This is a genomic window from Faecalibacterium gallinarum (assembly GCF_022180365.1).
Lineage (GTDB): Bacteria > Bacillota > Clostridia > Oscillospirales > Ruminococcaceae > Faecalibacterium > Faecalibacterium gallinarum.
The window spans coordinates 29,089-45,396 of the sequence record NZ_BQKV01000029.1 but is presented as its reverse complement, the minus strand read 5'-3'; the positions used below and the strand labels follow the sequence as shown (position 1 = coordinate 45,396).

Sequence of the window (16,308 nt, the reverse complement as noted above, 5' to 3'; positions counted from 1 at the left end):
ATGAATACCGACAAAAACACGGCCCTCTATGAGAAGATGGCCGCCGAACAGGACAAGTTCCGGGACTGGCTGAAAAGCCAGCCCCCGGAGGAAATTCTAAAGCATACCTATGAGTACACGGTCCGGGAGGACATCCTGATGGCGATGGAGGAGCTGGATCTGCCCCAAAGCCGGGCCGCCGCGCTGCTGGCGTCGTCGTCCCCGCTGGCCGATGTCTACAAGGAGTTTTCTGACCGGGAGACTTCCTACATGGATGTGGTGCGGGACAGCATCGAGCAGCGGGCCGATGCGGCGCTGGACGCCCAGCGGGAACTGCCGCTCTACCGCCACGACGCCGCCTATGCCCGCGAACAGGGCGACCTGGATTTGTACCGGGCGTCCCGCCGCGCCAACATCGCCTGCAAGGAGGCCATCGAGGCGGCCATTTCGGAACATTACCGGGACAACCGGCTGGACAAGGACGCGGTACCCCAGGTGATCGAGCAGTTCGGCTACACCCGCATCCTCTATGTGCTGGCAAATACCGTGCAGCAGAAAGAGTGGGATGAGCGTTTCAGCCCGGCCAACAAGGCGTGGGCCAGGACGGTGGACATCCCGCCCAACCCGGACGGCTTTGGCGGCGAACGCAACCTGGACTTTGTGGTGGACAGCCACTCCGGCCTGGTCGATCTGTTCTTGAGCCAGGCGCGGCAGGATTATCTGCGGCTCCAGCCGCTGACGCCGGAGGAAATCCGTGCCGAGGCCGCCCGGCTTTTGCAGGAGCTTCGTGCGCCGGGTACACCCAACAGCCCCCACGGCACCCACTACATGGCCCGCGTTTCGCCAGACTTTCTGGCCCGCGCAGGCACCCAGGCCCATGACCAGCTGATGACGCTGCTGCCGTTCCGCAGTCTGGCGATCACCGGCATGAAGGAACTGCCCGGCACCTATGTCACCATCTTGGCCAGCGAGGACCGTTCCAAAGAGCTGCGCCAGCGCCGCCCCTCGGTCCGCCGCCAGCTGAAACAGGAGCCGCGCCCCGCTGAAAAGCCGGAGAAAAAATCCCCCATCTATAAGAAAAAGGAGCCGGAGCGATGAGCGCCCCCAAGCGCAAGCGGGAGGTGCAGCTGAACTTCCGGGTCTCGCCGGAAGAACTGGCGTTGATCGAACAGAAGATGGCCCAGCTGGGAACAACGAACCGGGAAGCCTACCTGCGCAAGATGGCCTTGGACGGTTATGTGGTGCGCCTGGAACTGCCGGAGCTGAAGGAGTTGGTGTCCCTGATGCGCTATTCCAGCAACAACTTAAACCAGCTGGCCCGCCGTGCGCATGAAACCGGGCGCATTTACGACGCCGACCTGGAGGATATATCCCGGAGGCAGGAGGCTTTGTGGGATGGGGTGCATCAGGTATTGACCCAGCTGGCAAAGCTGTCGTGACAGGGGCATACGCCCCGGCTGTGAGGGAGGTCCGGCGCGTGCAGACTGCATCGCCGGGCCTCCCTCTTTTTTTTCTTTGCCCGTATCGTTGCGTTTTGGTGGGGTGTGATTGATAATGGAGTCAGAAACGAGGTGATGGCTGATGTTGACGTTTGAAAACGTCTTGGAGATTTTTCATGAGTACCTGCTGCACGACCCGGAGGAAGAAGTTCTCCCTTGTAAACGCGGCTATGTCCGATTGACTTGGAACAAGGATTCCCGCTACTGTGTGGACGGTATCCTCTGCCGAATCCCGGAGGAACTGTTTGACCTGTTGCTCACGGATTACCAGGACTTTGAATTGCTCCGCCGGACGAAAGGCCGCCGGGAAGTTACAGAAGCCGATGAAAAAGCCGTGAAAGAACTGTGCCAGCCCTACCTGGACTGGCGGAAGGAGGCGCTGAAATGAGAGCGGTGCTGTTTATTTTGAAATTGGGGCTGAAAATCCTTGCCGTGCCGGTGGTGCTGGCGCTGACGCTGTTCACCTGGCTGTGCTTCTGGCTGCTGTATGTGTCCAGCTTCATCTTCGGCCTGGTCTCCACGGTGGTGGCGCTGCTGGGGATCGCGGTGCTTGTGACCTACTCGCCGCAAAACGGCGTAATCCTGCTGGTGATCGCCTTCCTGGTCAGCCCGCTGGGCCTGCCGATGGCCGCCGTCTGGCTGGTGGGCAAGGTACAGGACCTGCGGTATGCGATCCAGGACGCGGTGTATGGCTGAATAGGAAGCGAAGAATTGCCGGGAGTGAGTGCCCGGCAATTTTTTGACTTTACTTTCGTGCTAATTTTGCGTATAATATTAGCATGAAAGGAAGGTGAAGAACGTGAGCCAATTTCAACAGCTGGACCAGCTGATGGAACGTCAGGATGGGATGCTGCGCACCGGGCAGGTCCTCGCGGCCGGGATCTCAAAACCTGTTTTTTATCAATTCGTGCAGTCTCGTGGGCTGGAACAGGCGGCGCATGGGATTTATCTTTCCAAAGACGCCTGGGTGGACGCCATGTATCTGCTGCATCTTCGCTGTCCGCAGGCAGTTTTTTCCCATGAAACGGCGCTGTTTTTCCATGACCTGACCGACCGGGAGCCGCTGGCCTATTCCATTACGGTCAAGACGGGCTACAATCCGACCCGGCTCAAGGACGAGGGCGTTCAGGTCTTTACCATCAAGGCGGAGCTGCATGAGGTCGGCCTGACAACCGCGCAGACCCCCTTCGGTCACGATGTGCCGGTATATGATATGGAACGGACGATCTGCGATGTGCTGCGCAGCCGGAGCCATATCGAGATGCAGACATTCCAGGACGCTTTGAAAGCGTATGCTCGCCGGAAAGATAAGGACCTGCGGACGCTGGTGCGCTATGCCAAGCTGTTCCGGGTCGAGAAGATTTTACGCCAGTATTTGGAGGTACTGCTATGATAAAGACAGCCAGACAGCTGAAAGATTTGATCCGTAACCTGTCAAAGAAAAATGCTGCGGATGCGCAGGTTTTGATGCGCAACTATATGATGGAGCGTTTTCTTGAACGTATTTCTCTTTCCTCATACCGGGACAAGTTCATCCTCAAGGGTGGTATGCTGGTGGCCGCGATGGTCGGTCTGGACGCCCGCTCCACGATGGACCTGGACGCAACGGTCAAGGGGGCCAACGTCAGCGTGGAGGATGTGGAGAACATGATGGCCGAGATCATCGCCGTTCCCATTGACGACGGCGTTACCTTCCAGGTGAAAAGCATTTCGGAAATCATGGATGAAGCGGAATATCCCGGCATTCGGGTGACGATGACAACGCTCTTTGACGGGGTGCGCACCCCGCTGAAAATCGACATTTCTACCGGCGACGCCATCACCCCTAAAGAGGTGCGGTACAGCTTCAAGCTCATGCTGGAGGACCGTTCCATCGACGTTTGGGCCTATAACCTGGAGACCGTGCTGGCCGAAAAGCTGGAAACCATCATCACCCGGACCACGACCAACACCCGTATGAGAGATTTTTACGACATCGCCATCCTGCAACAACTCTATGGCAGCACTCTGGACCCGCACGTTCTCCATGACGCGCTTCTGGCGACAGCCCACAAGCGCGGCACCGAGCGCCATCTGGCCGAGGCCGCCGAAGTCTTTGATGAAGTGGAGGCCAGCCCGGTCATGCAGGACCTGTGGGTGGCCTATCAGAAAAAGTTTTCCTATGCGTCCGACCTTGGCTGGAATACGGTCATGGCTGCGGTCCGTCAGCTGTTCGCTCGTTGCGAGGGCACGGCATGAAAAAGCGTGGACACTACTGCAAGGTCTGTGGCGAGTATAAGGCAAACGAAAAGTTTTCCGGCAAGGGTCACGCCGCGCACATTTGTAAAACCTGCGCCGCCCTCCCGCCAGAAAAGCAGGCGGAAGAAATGGCACTTACCCGGCTGGTCAACCTTCCCTGGCGATTATCCAAAGAACAGCTTTCGTGGTTGAAGAAACGGATGAAAGACCGGCGGGATGCCGTGCGGACCTTGGCGACGGAACAATATGAAATGCGGTTCCCGCCCAGGATAGAACTGGATGAATTGGAAGATGACTTTGAGGAAGATTTCGATTTTTATATGGACGAGGAAACTGATATAGAGTAAACCGATGCGGTCTGTGATAAGCAGGCCGCTTATTTTTTGGAAAGGAGGCGGACCCCACATGGCCACCACCCGCATTATACCGCTGCACACCGGCAAGGGCCGCACGGTCGGCAAGGCGATCAGCGATATCATTGGTTATGTAAAAAATCCAGAAAAGACCGACCACGGCAGGCTCATCACCAGCTACCAGTGTGACAGCCGCGTGGCCGATGCGCAGTTCCTGCTGGACAAGCAGACCTACGCCGCCCGCACCGGCCGGGTGCGCGGTGCGGACGATGTGATTGCCTACCACCTGCGGCAGTCCTTTGTGCCGGGCGAGATCACGCCGGAGGAAGCCAACCGGTTGGGCGTAGAGCTGGCCCGGCGATTTACCAAGGACAAGCACGCTTTCATCGTCTGCACCCACATTGACAAGGCTCACGTCCACAACCATATTATATGGAACTCCACCACGCTGGAGTGTGACCGCAAGTTCCGCAACTTTTGGGGCAGCACCCGCGCCGTCCACCGTCTGAGCGATACCATCTGCGTTGAGAACGGTTACTCCATTGTGGAGGCTCCCAAGCGGCGCGGCCAGAGCTACAACAAGTGGCTGGGTGACGCGGCGAAGCCCTCCCACAAGGAGCAGCTGCGTCAGGCCATTGACCGGGCACTGGCGCAGAAACCGGCCAGCCTGGAGGAGCTGCTGCGCCTGTTGGAACAGGACGGCTTCACCGTTCACCGGCGCGGAAAAAACATCTCCATCGGCGCGGAGGGCTGGGGCAACAATGTCCGCTTTGACCGGCTGGGGGACGGCTACACGCTGGACGATCTGTTGGCGGTCCTCTCCGGCCAGAAAGAACATATGCCCCGCAAGCAAGCCGTCCCGCAGGCCGCTCCGCCGAAGGTCAATCTGCTGGTGGACATCCAGGCAAAACTCCAGGCCGGAAAAGGTGCCGGGTACGCCCGCTGGGCCAAGGTGTTCAACCTCAAGCAGATGGCACAGACCCTCAACTACCTGTCCGAACATGGGCTGCTGGATTATGCCGATTTGGAAACCAAAACAGCAGAGGCGACGGCCCGCTATAATGCGCTGTCCGATCAGATCAAGGCCGCTGAGAAGCGCATGGCCGAGATTGCCGTGCTGCGCACCCACATCGTCAACTACGCCAAGACCCGCGAGACCTATGTGGCCTACCGCAAGGCCGGGTATTCAAAGAAATTCCGGCAGGAGCATGAGGAGGAAATCTTGCTGCACCAGGCCGCCAAGGAAGCCTTCAACGAGCTGAATGTGAAGAAGCTGCCCACCATCAAGGAGCTTCAGACCGAGTACGCCCAGCTACTGGCGGACAAGAAAAAGGCTTACGGTGAGTACCGGCAGGCCCGCGCCACCATGCGGGAGCTGCTGACGGTCAAGAATAACGTGGATCGGGTCCTGGCGATGGAGCAGACCGAGCCGCAACAGAAAGAAAAAGACCACGGCCAGCGATGAGCTGGTCATGGTCAAAAGCGTTCGTTAGAACGCGCAGCCGCAGAATGAAATTCTGCGTTCAAAGGGGGCTTGGGGGTATCCCTCAACAAGCAGCGCTAGGGAGCCGTGGCTATCCTGGGGCATTGCTTGCCACTTTTGTTCGCAAACAATATCCGTATCCTTTACACGATGATTTACTTTTATTATCATAGTCGTAATAAGTATATAAACTACTTACATATAAGCACCTAAAATATGAAAGGGCTGATAAAATGATGACCTTTGAAAAGGTTTTAGAAGTATTCAACGATTACCTAAATAAAGATAGTGTTTTGGAGGTGGTGAACACTAAGCGAGGATACACCGTTATGATTTGGGATGAAAAAGATGAGCAATGGTTTGGTGTGGAACATTGCAAAGCCCCCGAGCTTTTACGGGATGCCTTACTTGATGGCTATCGTGATTTTTTAGAGCAACAACTTACTCATAACCGCAGGAGTTTAACCGAAACAGAAATCTTAGATATTCAAAACCGATGTGAACAGCTTTATGATTTGTGTGGAGAATAAAAAAATAACCTAAAAAGTGCGATAGCCTGTGTAGGTGTCGCACTTTTTTCAGTTGGCTTGGCTTACGAAAACAGCGTTAATTATTCCGCAGTTTCTCTTGCCTTTTTCAAGCCTTGAGCCGTAGCTTCCATCACGATAAGCTCCTTTTCTTCCATATCATTCAACAGTACATCAACTTGTTTGCGGCGATTGTTGTCGCCATCTTCATTGCATGGAAAAAAGAACTGGTCTACAGAGATGTCAAGCAAGGTAGTAATGAGATAAAATTTGTTAAGCCTTGGGTGCTGCCCCCTGTTCTCTATATACATAATAGAGCGTGGCGTAAGGTCTACCAGTTGGGCAAGATATTCCTGTGTCCACCCTTTTGCTTCCCGAGCTTTTTTTATCGCTATACCTAACGGCTTAAAATCAAGTTTTCTTTCATCTTGGTACATTTTAATATCATCCTATATCATTGTACATTTCGGGTGATGATATTTGAACGAAGTATGATTTTATGTTTAGTAGTGTATAATTTCGTATTAGTGGAGAGAAACTTGCTATTATTCGTCATTCCGTATATAATAATTATATACTCTTTGCGAAAGGAAGTTGATATTATGAATTACATTTCTGTGAAAGCCGCTTCTGAAAAATGGGGCATATCGGAAAGACGGATACAAAAATTATGTGAGGAAAATCGCATTGACGGAACTGAAAAATTTGGTCGTGCATGGATGATACCAAAAGATGCAGAAAAACCCGTTGATGGACGTATGAAAACAAGGAACAAACAGGAGGAGAATCATGGAATTTAATGAAAAGCTACAACAGCTTAGGACTGGAAAGAACTTAACGCAGGAACAACTTGCGGAGCAATTATATGTATCAAGAACAGCCATTTCAAAATGGGAAAGCGGCAAGGGTTACCCTAACATTGAGTCGCTCAAGTGTATTTCTAAATTCTTTTCTGTGACCATAGATGAACTGCTATCGGGCGAAGAACTGATTACACTTGCCGAAACTGAAAATCGTTCCAACTTGAAAAAAATTTACAGTTTCATTTATGGAATATTAGATATGATGGCGGTTACTTTTATACTTTTGCCGTTGTATGGTAACCTTGTTGACGGATATATTTATTCTGTCAATCTACTTTCATTTACAGACACTACCCCAATATATCTTGCAATCTATTGGATTGTTTTTATTGTTTTGATTGCACTTGGGATAGCGAAACTGATGTGTGTTTGTTTTGAAAAGGAATCATGGAGCAACATAATCACAAAATGCTCTCTCGTGCTGAGTACGCTTTTTATCTGCTTCTTCGCTGCGGCAAGACAACCCTATGTAACCGCCCTTATGTTTCTGCTATTTGTTGCTAAAATATTTGTCTGGATAAAGCAAACCCAAACAAAGTAAAATGCCATAAACCCTTTAAAATAGGCTCTGACACGATAAGTGTCGGAGCTTTTTTCGTGCTGACATCTATTGTGTCGGCATTGTGACGGTAGATTTCTTGGCTTCTATGCAATACTCGTGGATAATAAGATTGTGGTCAGCGAAAACAAGAACAGCAACCCACGGAAAGGAGAATCAAATATGGATTATATCATTGAAACAGAAAATCTTACGAAGCGATACGGAACAGCCACCGTTGTCGATAAGGTAAATCTTCATGTGCCAAAGGGCAAAATTTATGGTTTGCTCGGCAGAAACGGAGCAGGCAAAACCACAGCAATGAAAATGATGTTGCAGCTTGCTTTCCCAACGGAGGGAACGGTACGCTTGTTTGGCACAAACTATAAGGAAAATATCCATACCCTTTATAGCAAAGTAGGCTCTATTATCGAAACACCGGGATTTTACAGTAATTTAACAGGGTATGAGAATTTGCAAATTCTCGCTAAACTGCGAGGGGGAGTATCTAAAAGTGGAGTAGAAAAAGCTCTTGAAGTTGTGGGGCTGCATAAGGAGAAAAGAAAAGTCTTTTCCGATTATTCCCTCGGAATGAAGCAACGGCTTGGTATTGCCGCCGCCATTATGCACGAGCCGGAGCTTTTAATACTTGACGAACCGATTAACGGACTTGACCCCATTGGAATAGTTGAAATACGCTCATTTTTATCTGAACTTAGTCACAATCATGGCATTACCATTTTTATCTCAAGCCATGTTTTAAGCGAGATTGAACAGATAGCAGATATTATCGGCGTTATGCACGAGGGGCATTTAGTAGAGGAAGTGAATATATCCGAGCTTCACAAAAGGAATCGAAAATACATTCAATTTGATTTATCTGACAGTGAGATAGCCGGAAAGATTTTAGAAAACCACTACCACATGACGGATTTTACAGTGCAGGACGGTACGGTGAGAATTTATGACTTTAGCCAAAGTGTTGGAGAAATCAATCGAGAATTTGCACGAAATGGACTGCTCGTGACAAGGATAAATGATAGTGAGGAAAACTTAGAGGACTACTTTTCTAAACTGATTGGAGGTGGCGGTATTGCTTAATCTTATTTCTTGTGAATTATTAAAACTAAAGCGTTCAAAAATGGTGCTAATTAGTGTGGCAGGGGTATTATCTACCCCACTTTTGATGTTAATAGAAGCCTTGCAAACACATTTTGATAAGCCGGAGATTATCTTTACCTTGTCTGACATATACAGCGACAGTGTACTGTATATCATGCTGCTGGTAAACATTATGATATATGTGGCAATTGCAGCTTACTTGTTTAGCAGAGAGTACACAGAAAGCACCCTCAAAACCATATTGCCCATACCCATTTCAAGGACAAAACTATTAATTGGAAAATTTTGCACCCTGCTTCTTTGGATTGTTATGCTAACCCTTGTAACATGGGCAGGTATATTTATCGTTTGTGGGCTATATGACGCTGTCTTTACATTGGAGGGATATAGCTTACTAGTGGCAATAGTATGGCTCCCCAAGTTTTTGTTTGGCAGTATCCTGATGTTTTTAACAGTTTCTCCTTTTGTGTTTGTTGCTATGAAAACAAAAGGATTTGTCGCCCCGATGATTGGCTCTGCCGTGATTGTCATGGGAAGTGCCGCACTTTCAAATCAAGAATGGGGAGCGTTGTATCCGTGGACAGCCACCTATTTCTTGGTGCAGGGTAAACTTCAGAGTACCGGCTATCCTACACTGCTGTCTGTATCTATTATTATTCTTGTATCAGCAGTTGGTTTTCTTATGACCTTTCATCATTTTAAAAAGGAGGATTTGAAATAATGGTACTTGATTTTATAGAAATTTTAAAAGTTATTTTTCTTGGAATTGTTGAGGGTATTACTGAGTGGCTACCTATCAGCAGCACAGGACATATGATTCTTGTGGACGAATTTATCACACTTAATATGAGCGAAGCATTTAAAGAAATGTTTTTTGTTGTTATTCAACTTGGAGCTATACTCGCAGTGGTTGTAATGTTTTGGAACAAGATGTTTCCCTTTCAATTTAAGAACAAAGCACAGTCAATTGTTAAAAAGGATACTTTCTCGTTGTGGTTCAAGGTTGCGGTAGCTTGTGTACCGTCAGCTATTATGGGGATTCTATTTGATGATTATTTGGATGCTTACCTCCAAACCCCCATTGTGATTTCAATCATGTTAATCTTTTATGGTTTGTTATTCATTCTCATAGAAAATTGGAATAAAAAGCGTACTCCTACTACTATGGCACTTTCTGACATCAGCTATAAAACAGCAATCTTGATAGGGGCATTTCAAGTGTTATCACTTATACCCGGCACATCACGGTCGGGAGCAACGATTATAGGTGCTTTACTCATAGGAGTTTCACGAGTGGCAGCAGCAGAGTTTACTTTTTTCCTCGCAGTACCTACTATGCTTGGAGCAAGTGCTTTTAAGCTGTTAAAATTCGGGTTTGAATTTACAAGTGCAGAACTGCTCGCTCTTGTTCTCGGTATGGCTGTGGCATTTGCGGTATCTGTCTTAGTAATTAAATTCCTAATGAACTTTATCAAAAAACATGATTTTAAGGTGTTTGGTTGGTATCGAATTGTGCTTGGTATACTTGTTGTACTTATAAAATCTTAATAATGCGTTTTCTTTGTGCGCGAATAAAAATGCCAGTTGGTCCTTAAGATCAGCTGGCATTTTTGTTTCTGGGGATGGAAAACAACCCAGAGATTCTCGTTGTCGATCTCCTCCTGATTTTAGTTTGCATGGTGAATTTTGCAAATTGAATCTACAGGAGGTTAATAATGGGATTTAATTATGGATATGAGAAAAAGAAGTTTGATAGTAGATGGAAGCGTTTAGAAGTTGAGTATTGTGATGCAGGGATGAGCGAAGAACAGATTGCTGCCATGAAAGAATATGACTGGGCATGGTTTTGCAGTCAAAGGGTTTTTCAAAACCATACGCAACCAATACCTTGTGAACAATATGATGAAGTATGTGGTCAATCACAGCTGTTCCGAAAGTTTGCATCGTTATCTTATCAATGGGATGTTGATAAGATTGATCAAACGCGATATGGATGGTTGGCTTCGGTGGAAAACGAACAACTACTGTTGAGATTGAAGAAGCTGTCGAAGAAAGATTTGGAGCTATTGACATTACTTTTTGTGGATGGTTATCGTCAAATTGATGTAGCACGTCTTTGGCATTGTTCCAGAAGTGCTGTTGCACAAAGATTTAAAAAAATAAAAAAATTTTTGAATAACACTTAACAAATGAAGCGTATCAGTGCCTACCCATTGAGGGAAGAACATTCTCCCAATGTGGAGCTTGACAATTTCATAGACGGCATTTCCGGTACATAACCTATGTACGAGCGAATCAGGCACGCCGCGAAGATGGACAGCCCCAGGAGGTGATGAATAGGACTGTTCCGAGCGATCCACGTCAGCCTGATACCCGAAAGTGGCATTTCAGGGCGCGATGACTGCATAGGGGTTAAAGATACTTCCTCACGGCCTCCTAAAGACTTGGGGGGAACTCTGCGGCGCACGAGTAAAACGACGCTGTGGAGTTATGACAGCCGCGCCAGCGGAGACCGGAATGTCCCCATCGCCAGGGGTGCGTGGCAAATGTGGCGAGTAAATTTTTCAAAGTCAGATACCATGCGCTGGCAGCTTCGGTTGCCAGCGCATTCATGTGATTTTGAAAGCAACAACCACATCTTTGACAGAAAGGGGGACCACCTATGGAAAAATTGATTTCGCGGAAAGAGGCTGCCAAATTACTGGGGATTAGCATTGCCACTTTGGATGCAGCTCGAAACAGTGGGCTAATTTCCTATGTTCAGTATGTGCAAAATGGTTGCGTGTACTTTACAGATGCTGGCCTTCAGGAGTATATCGCAAAATGCACCCATCGTGCAAAGCCAGTGGAAAAAAGCGCTACATACCGCAAGCTGCGAAGTGTCCGAGCTTGAGCTGTTCCGTATCCTTGCTGGAACCTAATATGTCTGATAAAACAAAGGTACAGCGCTGGACATTATTCTTAGGAGGTGACGGAATTGGCAAAAAGAAAAAGGGCAATTCCTCAATATGGTACGGTCGTGCTTAACGGCATTGAATATTATAGAACCAGAGTCGAAGATTCGGATGGAAACAGAGTGGCGCTTTATGCAAAGACGCCCGAAAAGCTTTATGACAAGGAACTGGAGGCGTTAGAGCAGATTGACAGTACTACGTTTCGTCGAAGATCGCCTACGGTTGCTGAGTACTGTGAGAAGTGGCTGCTGATGCAGTCCGTCCATGTTCGGGCCACCACCTTGACAGATTATACCTCTAAGGTGCGGCGGCACATTATTGGAGGGCTGGGAGACAAGAGAATGGCTGATGTATCCCTGGATGACATCCAACTTGCCCTCGTACCTGTTTCCAAGAAGTCGGCTTCGGTTTATAAGTCTGTGGTGATTCTCTGCAAGTCCATTTTCCGGGCGGCCAAGGAGAGCCATGTGATTGACGAGGACCCGACCATATACCTGGATGCAAAGGGAGGAGTTCCCCAGGAAGAAAGACAGGCATTGACGGATGAACAGGTTGAGCGGCTTTTGGACACGATCCGGGATTTGCCGCCCTATGTATTTGTGATGATCGGTTTATATGCCGGTCTGCGCCGGGAAGAAATCCTGGCGCTGCAATGGGATTCTGTGTATCTGGATGCAGAGGCTCCGTACTTAACGGTACGGCGGGCATGGCACACAGAACATAACAGGCCGGTCATTCTTACCGAGCTAAAGACCAAAGCGGCACAAAGAAACATTCCTCTCCCGGTCTGTCTGGTTGAATGTCTGAAAGATGCAAAGAAAAAATCCACTTCGGATTATGTGATTGCCAATCGGGACGGTGATCCGCTATCCTATACACAGTTTAAGCGGCTGTGGCAGTATATTGTGACGCGGACTGCAAAGCCGAGAATGGCCAGAAAACTTGTGGACGGAAAGTATGTAAAATATATGCTTTACCCGAAACTTGGAGAAAAAGCCAGGAATAACGGCCATGTGGTATATAGCCTGGATTTTGAAGTGACACCGCATCAGCTGCGGCACACCTACATCACCAATCTGATTCATTCTTCGGTGGACCCCAAAACGGTACAATATTTGGCGGGCCATGAAAGCAGCAAAATCACGATGGACATTTACGCAAAGGTCAAATACAACAGGCCGGATGATCTTGTCAAAGCAATGGGCTGTGCCTTTGACTTATGGGACGCTGTGTAAGTTCCGAACAATTCAGAAAATGAAGTAAGAGCGAGACAAGGATGTCTCGCTCTTAGTTTTTCCTTGGCCGTATCTTTGATTCAATTTGAAATCTCTGATAAAAAGGAGGTGTAGATACATCACCACGCGAGAAAGGAAATTAATTATGGCAAAGAAGAAAAAAAACATACCTCAATATGGAACCGTCACACGAAAGGGTGTCCTGTATTACAGAACCCGGATTCTGGACGCAGACGGCAAGCAGGTGAGCTTGTATGGGACTACCTGCGAGGAACTGTACGATAAAGAGCAGGAGGCGAGACGCCAGGTAGCGGAGATCATCTTCCACCGGGAGCATCCTACTGTGGCCGAGTATTGTGAGAAGTGGCTGTTGATGCAATCCGCAAAAGTGTCGCCGGCTACACTGAAGGGCTACGCCTCCAATATGAAGAACTACATTATCAAGCCTTTGGGAGATATGTATATGGAGGAAGTAACAGCGGATGATATTCGTCTGGCGCTGATCCCATTGTCCAATAAGTCCGAGAGCCTGCACAATACGGTGAATATGCTCCTCAAGTGCATTTTTTACTCGGCAGAGCGGAGCCAGTTGCTGGAATACAATCCGTGTGAGGGGATTTCGGCAAAAGGAGGGAAACCGACCCAAAAGAAAGATTCGCTGACAGACCAGCAGGTGGAAGTGCTGCTGGAAACCGTCAAAGGACTTCCGCCGTATCTGTTTACCATGATCGGCTTATATGCCGGTCTGCGCCGAGAAGAAGCTCTCGCCTTGCAATGGGATTGTGTGTTCCTCGATGCACCCACTCCATATATCTCTGTGCGGCGCGCATGGCGATCAGAGCATAACAGACCGGTTATCTCTACAACGCTTAAGACGAAAGCAGCAAGAAGGGATATTCCCATTCCCAAATGCCTTGTGAATTGTCTGCGGGAAGCCAAGGCTGCCTCCAAATCGGAATATGTGATTGCCGATAGTGAGGGACAGCCCTTGTCATATTCGCAGTTCAAACGTGTCTGGCAGTACATCGTTGTTCGGTCTACCAAGGAGCGTACCTATTATAAGTATGTGAACGGACAGAGCATCAAGTACACTGTTCAGCCGAGTCTGGGAGGACATCAGAAAAACAATCCCAACATTGTGTATAGCCTGGACTTCGATGTGACACCGCACCTGCTGCGGCATACCTACATCACCAATCTTCTGTATGCAGGTGTTGACCCCAAGACGGTCCAGTACCTTGCCGGACATGAGAACAGCAAGACAACTATGGACATCTATGCAAGAGTAAAGTATAATAAACCAGAACAGCTATTCGATGTAGTAAATTCTGCATTTCATCAAGCTGTCCCCTCGTAAAAGTGGCCTGTTTTTTGGTTAAGGAATAGGACAACCGAGGGGCCGAGGCTCAAAAAAGCCCGGAATATCAAGGAAAATCATCGCTCAGACGATTGAAGTACGGCCTGAAGGCTGCCCGTCGCGCGCCTCAGTTCTCCAAGCGCTAATCTCACTTACCCAAGAGATAATTTCCACTGCTTCTCAGTACGTCTTTGGACACTGTTTTGCAGAAAATTGGATGGTTTTGGAGTTGTGAGAGTTCCTCAGAAGTGTTCCGTTTTACTCCGTAAGGAGCAAGCAAGGAGCACACAAGGAACAAGAAGCGCAAGCGAAAACAAAAGCCTTATGAAGCAGGAGATCGTTCCGCAAGGAGCGTATCTCCTGCTTTTTTGTGCTGCACGGCTTTTCCTTCTTTCGTTTAGATCTTGTTGATTGCCTCCACCAGTGTTTCAATATCCAGGTGGGTGTAGACACGTTCAGTGAGCGTCATTGCACCGGAGTGTCCAACAATCTTCTTGATCGTGGTTTGGTCTACATGGGCTTCTGTCAGCATGGAGACGCAGGTATGCCGGGTACAGTGCGGCGTCTGGTCATATCCAAGCTGCTCCATCAGGGGTGTGAAGTAACTGTCGTAGTAGTTCCTGTAATCAAAGTGCTTTTGATCCGGCGTATGGAGCAGATATTCACACTGAGAACCTTCGTACCACGCTTTGTAGAATGGCAGCACCTTGTCGGCAATGGGAACTTTCCGCAGGCCGTTTTCGGTTTTGCTGGCAATCACATCAAAGTACTGTTCTTCCAGATGTACATTTTCCTTCTTCAAGTCGAGGAACTCCGAGATGCGGCAACCGTTGTAGATCAGCATCAGTACGATCTGATAGTACGGGTCATCCGCAAGTTCCCACAATCGGGCGATCTGCTCCTTTGTGAACTTGTTCCGGTCACGCTTGTTGGGGTTCTTATCCTTGTACCGGCTCAAATCCACAAACTCGGAATAATCCTTGTTGCAGATGTCATTTTTCATGGCGTAGGCATACAGCTGATTGAACAGCCCCTTGAGCTTCTTCAGGGTGGGGTAATTCTTCTCGCAGGTGTCCACCACAAATTGAAGGTCCATCAGTCGAATGTCCCGAAACACCTTGTTGTAAAGTGTTCCGCACACCCGATAGGACGCCTCATAGCCTTTTACATTTGACTTGGAGATGGTGGGGAACTTCTCCTTTGACCAGCGTTCATAGACCTCCTGGAAGGTGGCCTTGGATGCCTTGATGTCAAAGGGATTGTTGTTGTACTCTGCCAGCATTTGCAGCCCCTCTGCTCTGGTTGCCGCATAGCCGATGGTGATTTGCTCTTGAACGGACTTGCCTGTTTCTGGGTTAACATGCCACCCTACCGTTTTCCTCACTGCATAGGGCCTTCTTCGCTTTCCGGACATTTTCTTGACGCTTCCATATCCGTTGGGTAATCTCAAAAAATCTCAAACTTCCTTTCTCCCAGCGTTTGAATTAAATTTGATAAAGGGTAAGCAACACCCTCTGTTATTCCTGGTCGCCGTTTTCCTCAGCGGCCTTTTTCATTTTCTCCAGCATCTGCCGATCCAGTTCGTTGCGCCGCTGAATGCGCTCCAAATCGGAAAGAACTTCCACTTCCCTATCCTGCAACTTGGCATCTGCGTAGTAGGCCAGTTCCTTTTCAATCCAGCGGTCAAAGGATTCCTGATCGGTCCAATAGGTTTCCAGCTTTTCACGCTCGTCCCGGAACTCTTCCAAAATCAGGCACAGGGAATCATTCATCTCTGCCGAGTGGTCATTTCCCTTGAATTTCAGGGAGCAGGACCATTCTTCGCTGCGGGGCGGGCGTTGGACGTCAATCTCGAAGCGGATACCGGTCTTCTTGTTTAATTGGTAAAGAACCGCAATCACATCAGACAGGCTGTCCAGCTGGATTTCAGGTTTTTGGTAGCCAATCAGGTCTGCCGGAGATATGTCTAAGATTTTGGCGATGGCATTGATCATCGCTATGGATGGTTCAATTTCACCGCTTTCGTATTTTTGAACTGTGCGCATCGTCTTGTCCAGACGCTGTGCCAGCTCTGTTTGGCTCAAGTGGGCGGCCTTGCGGGCTGCCTTGATTCTCTCGCCAATTTCAGCCGGGTTGCTGTGCATTGTCATCACCTCGCTT

Annotated in this window: 21 protein-coding genes; 18 read left to right on the top strand and 3 right to left on the bottom strand. The window is 48.9% G+C overall.

Features of this window, described 5'->3' with window-relative positions; translation table 11 throughout:
* The 9 genes from JCM17207_RS05045 to JCM17207_RS05005 all read left to right on the top strand — a co-directional run bounded on the left by JCM17207_RS05045 (position 1) and on the right by JCM17207_RS05005 (position 6,082).
* Entirely contained in the window at positions 1-1,077 is a 1,077-nt protein-coding gene (locus tag JCM17207_RS05045) for a DUF3849 domain-containing protein (protein WP_002576335.1), read from the top strand.
* A complete protein-coding gene (locus tag JCM17207_RS05040) occupies positions 1,074-1,418 on the top strand; it encodes a plasmid mobilization protein (RefSeq protein ID WP_002576334.1) in 345 nt (114 codons plus the stop codon). Before JCM17207_RS05045 ends, JCM17207_RS05040 begins: the two co-directional genes overlap by 4 nt.
* A gap of 142 nt (positions 1,419-1,560) precedes the next feature.
* Entirely contained in the window at positions 1,561-1,866 is a 306-nt protein-coding gene (locus JCM17207_RS05035) for a hypothetical protein (RefSeq protein WP_002576333.1), read from the top strand.
* Complete coding sequence (locus JCM17207_RS05030; protein ID WP_002576332.1) at positions 1,863-2,174, top strand: CD1845 family protein; 312 nt, start codon at positions 1,863-1,865, stop codon at positions 2,172-2,174. Before JCM17207_RS05035 ends, JCM17207_RS05030 begins: the two co-directional genes overlap by 4 nt.
* Before the next feature lie 133 nt (positions 2,175-2,307).
* Positions 2,308-2,871 (top strand): type IV toxin-antitoxin system AbiEi family antitoxin domain-containing protein, encoded by a 564-nt coding sequence (locus JCM17207_RS05025; RefSeq protein WP_022008328.1) that lies wholly within the window; start codon positions 2,308-2,310, stop codon positions 2,869-2,871.
* Positions 2,868-3,716: a nucleotidyl transferase AbiEii/AbiGii toxin family protein gene (locus JCM17207_RS05020; protein WP_002576330.1), complete on the top strand. Its 849-nt coding sequence runs from the start codon at positions 2,868-2,870 to the stop codon at positions 3,714-3,716. The genes JCM17207_RS05025 and JCM17207_RS05020 overlap by 4 nt, the downstream gene beginning before the upstream one ends.
* Positions 3,713-4,063 carry a hypothetical protein gene (locus tag JCM17207_RS05015; RefSeq protein WP_002576329.1) on the top strand — a complete coding sequence of 117 codons (351 nt, stop codon included), beginning with the start codon at positions 3,713-3,715 and terminating at the stop codon, positions 4,061-4,063. Before JCM17207_RS05020 ends, JCM17207_RS05015 begins: the two co-directional genes overlap by 4 nt.
* A 58-nt stretch (positions 4,064-4,121) precedes the next feature.
* Positions 4,122-5,534: a relaxase/mobilization nuclease domain-containing protein gene (locus tag JCM17207_RS05010; protein WP_002576328.1), complete on the top strand. Its 1,413-nt coding sequence runs from the start codon at positions 4,122-4,124 to the stop codon at positions 5,532-5,534.
* A gap of 251 nt (positions 5,535-5,785) precedes the next feature.
* Complete coding sequence (locus JCM17207_RS05005) at positions 5,786-6,082, top strand: hypothetical protein (RefSeq protein WP_002576327.1); 297 nt, start codon at positions 5,786-5,788, stop codon at positions 6,080-6,082.
* 80 nt (positions 6,083-6,162) lie between these two features.
* Here JCM17207_RS05005 and JCM17207_RS05000 read toward each other — a convergent pair whose 3' ends face one another.
* A complete protein-coding gene (locus JCM17207_RS05000) occupies positions 6,163-6,522 on the bottom strand; it encodes a helix-turn-helix domain-containing protein (RefSeq protein WP_425330774.1) in 360 nt (119 codons plus the stop codon).
* Between the two features lie 159 nt (positions 6,523-6,681).
* Between JCM17207_RS05000 and JCM17207_RS13780 the strand changes: the two genes are divergently transcribed.
* The 9 genes from JCM17207_RS13780 (at position 6,682) to JCM17207_RS04955 (ending at position 14,148) form a co-directional block, all read left to right on the top strand.
* A complete protein-coding gene (locus JCM17207_RS13780) occupies positions 6,682-6,879 on the top strand; it encodes a helix-turn-helix domain-containing protein (RefSeq protein WP_009246557.1) in 198 nt (65 codons plus the stop codon).
* Positions 6,869-7,483: a bacitracin resistance transcriptional activator BcrR gene (gene bcrR, locus JCM17207_RS04990; protein ID WP_002576325.1), complete on the top strand. Its 615-nt coding sequence runs from the start codon at positions 6,869-6,871 to the stop codon at positions 7,481-7,483. Before JCM17207_RS13780 ends, bcrR begins: the two co-directional genes overlap by 11 nt.
* 180 nt (positions 7,484-7,663) lie before the next feature.
* Complete coding sequence (gene bcrA, locus JCM17207_RS04985) at positions 7,664-8,581, top strand: bacitracin ABC transporter ATP-binding protein BcrA (protein WP_002576324.1); 918 nt, start codon at positions 7,664-7,666, stop codon at positions 8,579-8,581.
* Positions 8,574-9,323: an ABC transporter permease gene (locus tag JCM17207_RS04980; protein ID WP_002576323.1), complete on the top strand. Its 750-nt coding sequence runs from the start codon at positions 8,574-8,576 to the stop codon at positions 9,321-9,323. The genes bcrA and JCM17207_RS04980 overlap by 8 nt, the downstream gene beginning before the upstream one ends.
* The gene (gene bcrD / locus JCM17207_RS04975) at positions 9,323-10,150 is read left to right on the top strand and encodes a bacitracin resistance undecaprenyl-diphosphatase BcrD (RefSeq protein WP_002576322.1); all 828 of its coding nucleotides are present in this window, start codon (positions 9,323-9,325) and stop codon (positions 10,148-10,150) included. Before JCM17207_RS04980 ends, bcrD begins: the two co-directional genes overlap by 1 nt.
* 167 nt (positions 10,151-10,317) lie before the next feature.
* On the top strand, positions 10,318-10,788 hold the full coding sequence (locus JCM17207_RS04970) for an RNA polymerase subunit sigma-73 (protein ID WP_002576321.1): 471 nt from the start codon (positions 10,318-10,320) through the stop codon (positions 10,786-10,788).
* A gap of 476 nt (positions 10,789-11,264) precedes the next feature.
* The gene (locus JCM17207_RS04965) at positions 11,265-11,495 is read left to right on the top strand and encodes a hypothetical protein (protein ID WP_002576320.1); all 231 of its coding nucleotides are present in this window, start codon (positions 11,265-11,267) and stop codon (positions 11,493-11,495) included.
* 84 nt (positions 11,496-11,579) lie between these two features.
* A complete protein-coding gene (locus JCM17207_RS04960) occupies positions 11,580-12,791 on the top strand; it encodes a tyrosine-type recombinase/integrase (protein ID WP_002576319.1) in 1,212 nt (403 codons plus the stop codon).
* 145 nt (positions 12,792-12,936) lie between these two features.
* Complete coding sequence (locus JCM17207_RS04955) at positions 12,937-14,148, top strand: tyrosine-type recombinase/integrase (RefSeq protein ID WP_002576318.1); 1,212 nt, start codon at positions 12,937-12,939, stop codon at positions 14,146-14,148.
* 397 nt (positions 14,149-14,545) lie between these two features.
* On the opposite strand, the gene JCM17207_RS04950 is transcribed toward JCM17207_RS04955, so the two are convergent.
* Both JCM17207_RS04950 and JCM17207_RS04945 read right to left on the bottom strand, forming a co-directional pair.
* Positions 14,546-15,430: a tyrosine-type recombinase/integrase gene (locus JCM17207_RS04950; RefSeq protein ID WP_309295402.1), complete on the bottom strand. Its 885-nt coding sequence runs from the start codon at positions 15,428-15,430 to the stop codon at positions 14,546-14,548.
* 235 nt (positions 15,431-15,665) lie between these two features.
* Positions 15,666-16,292: a helix-turn-helix domain-containing protein gene (locus JCM17207_RS04945; protein ID WP_238316558.1), complete on the bottom strand. Its 627-nt coding sequence runs from the start codon at positions 16,290-16,292 to the stop codon at positions 15,666-15,668.
* Positions 16,293-16,308: the final 16 nt, after the last annotated feature.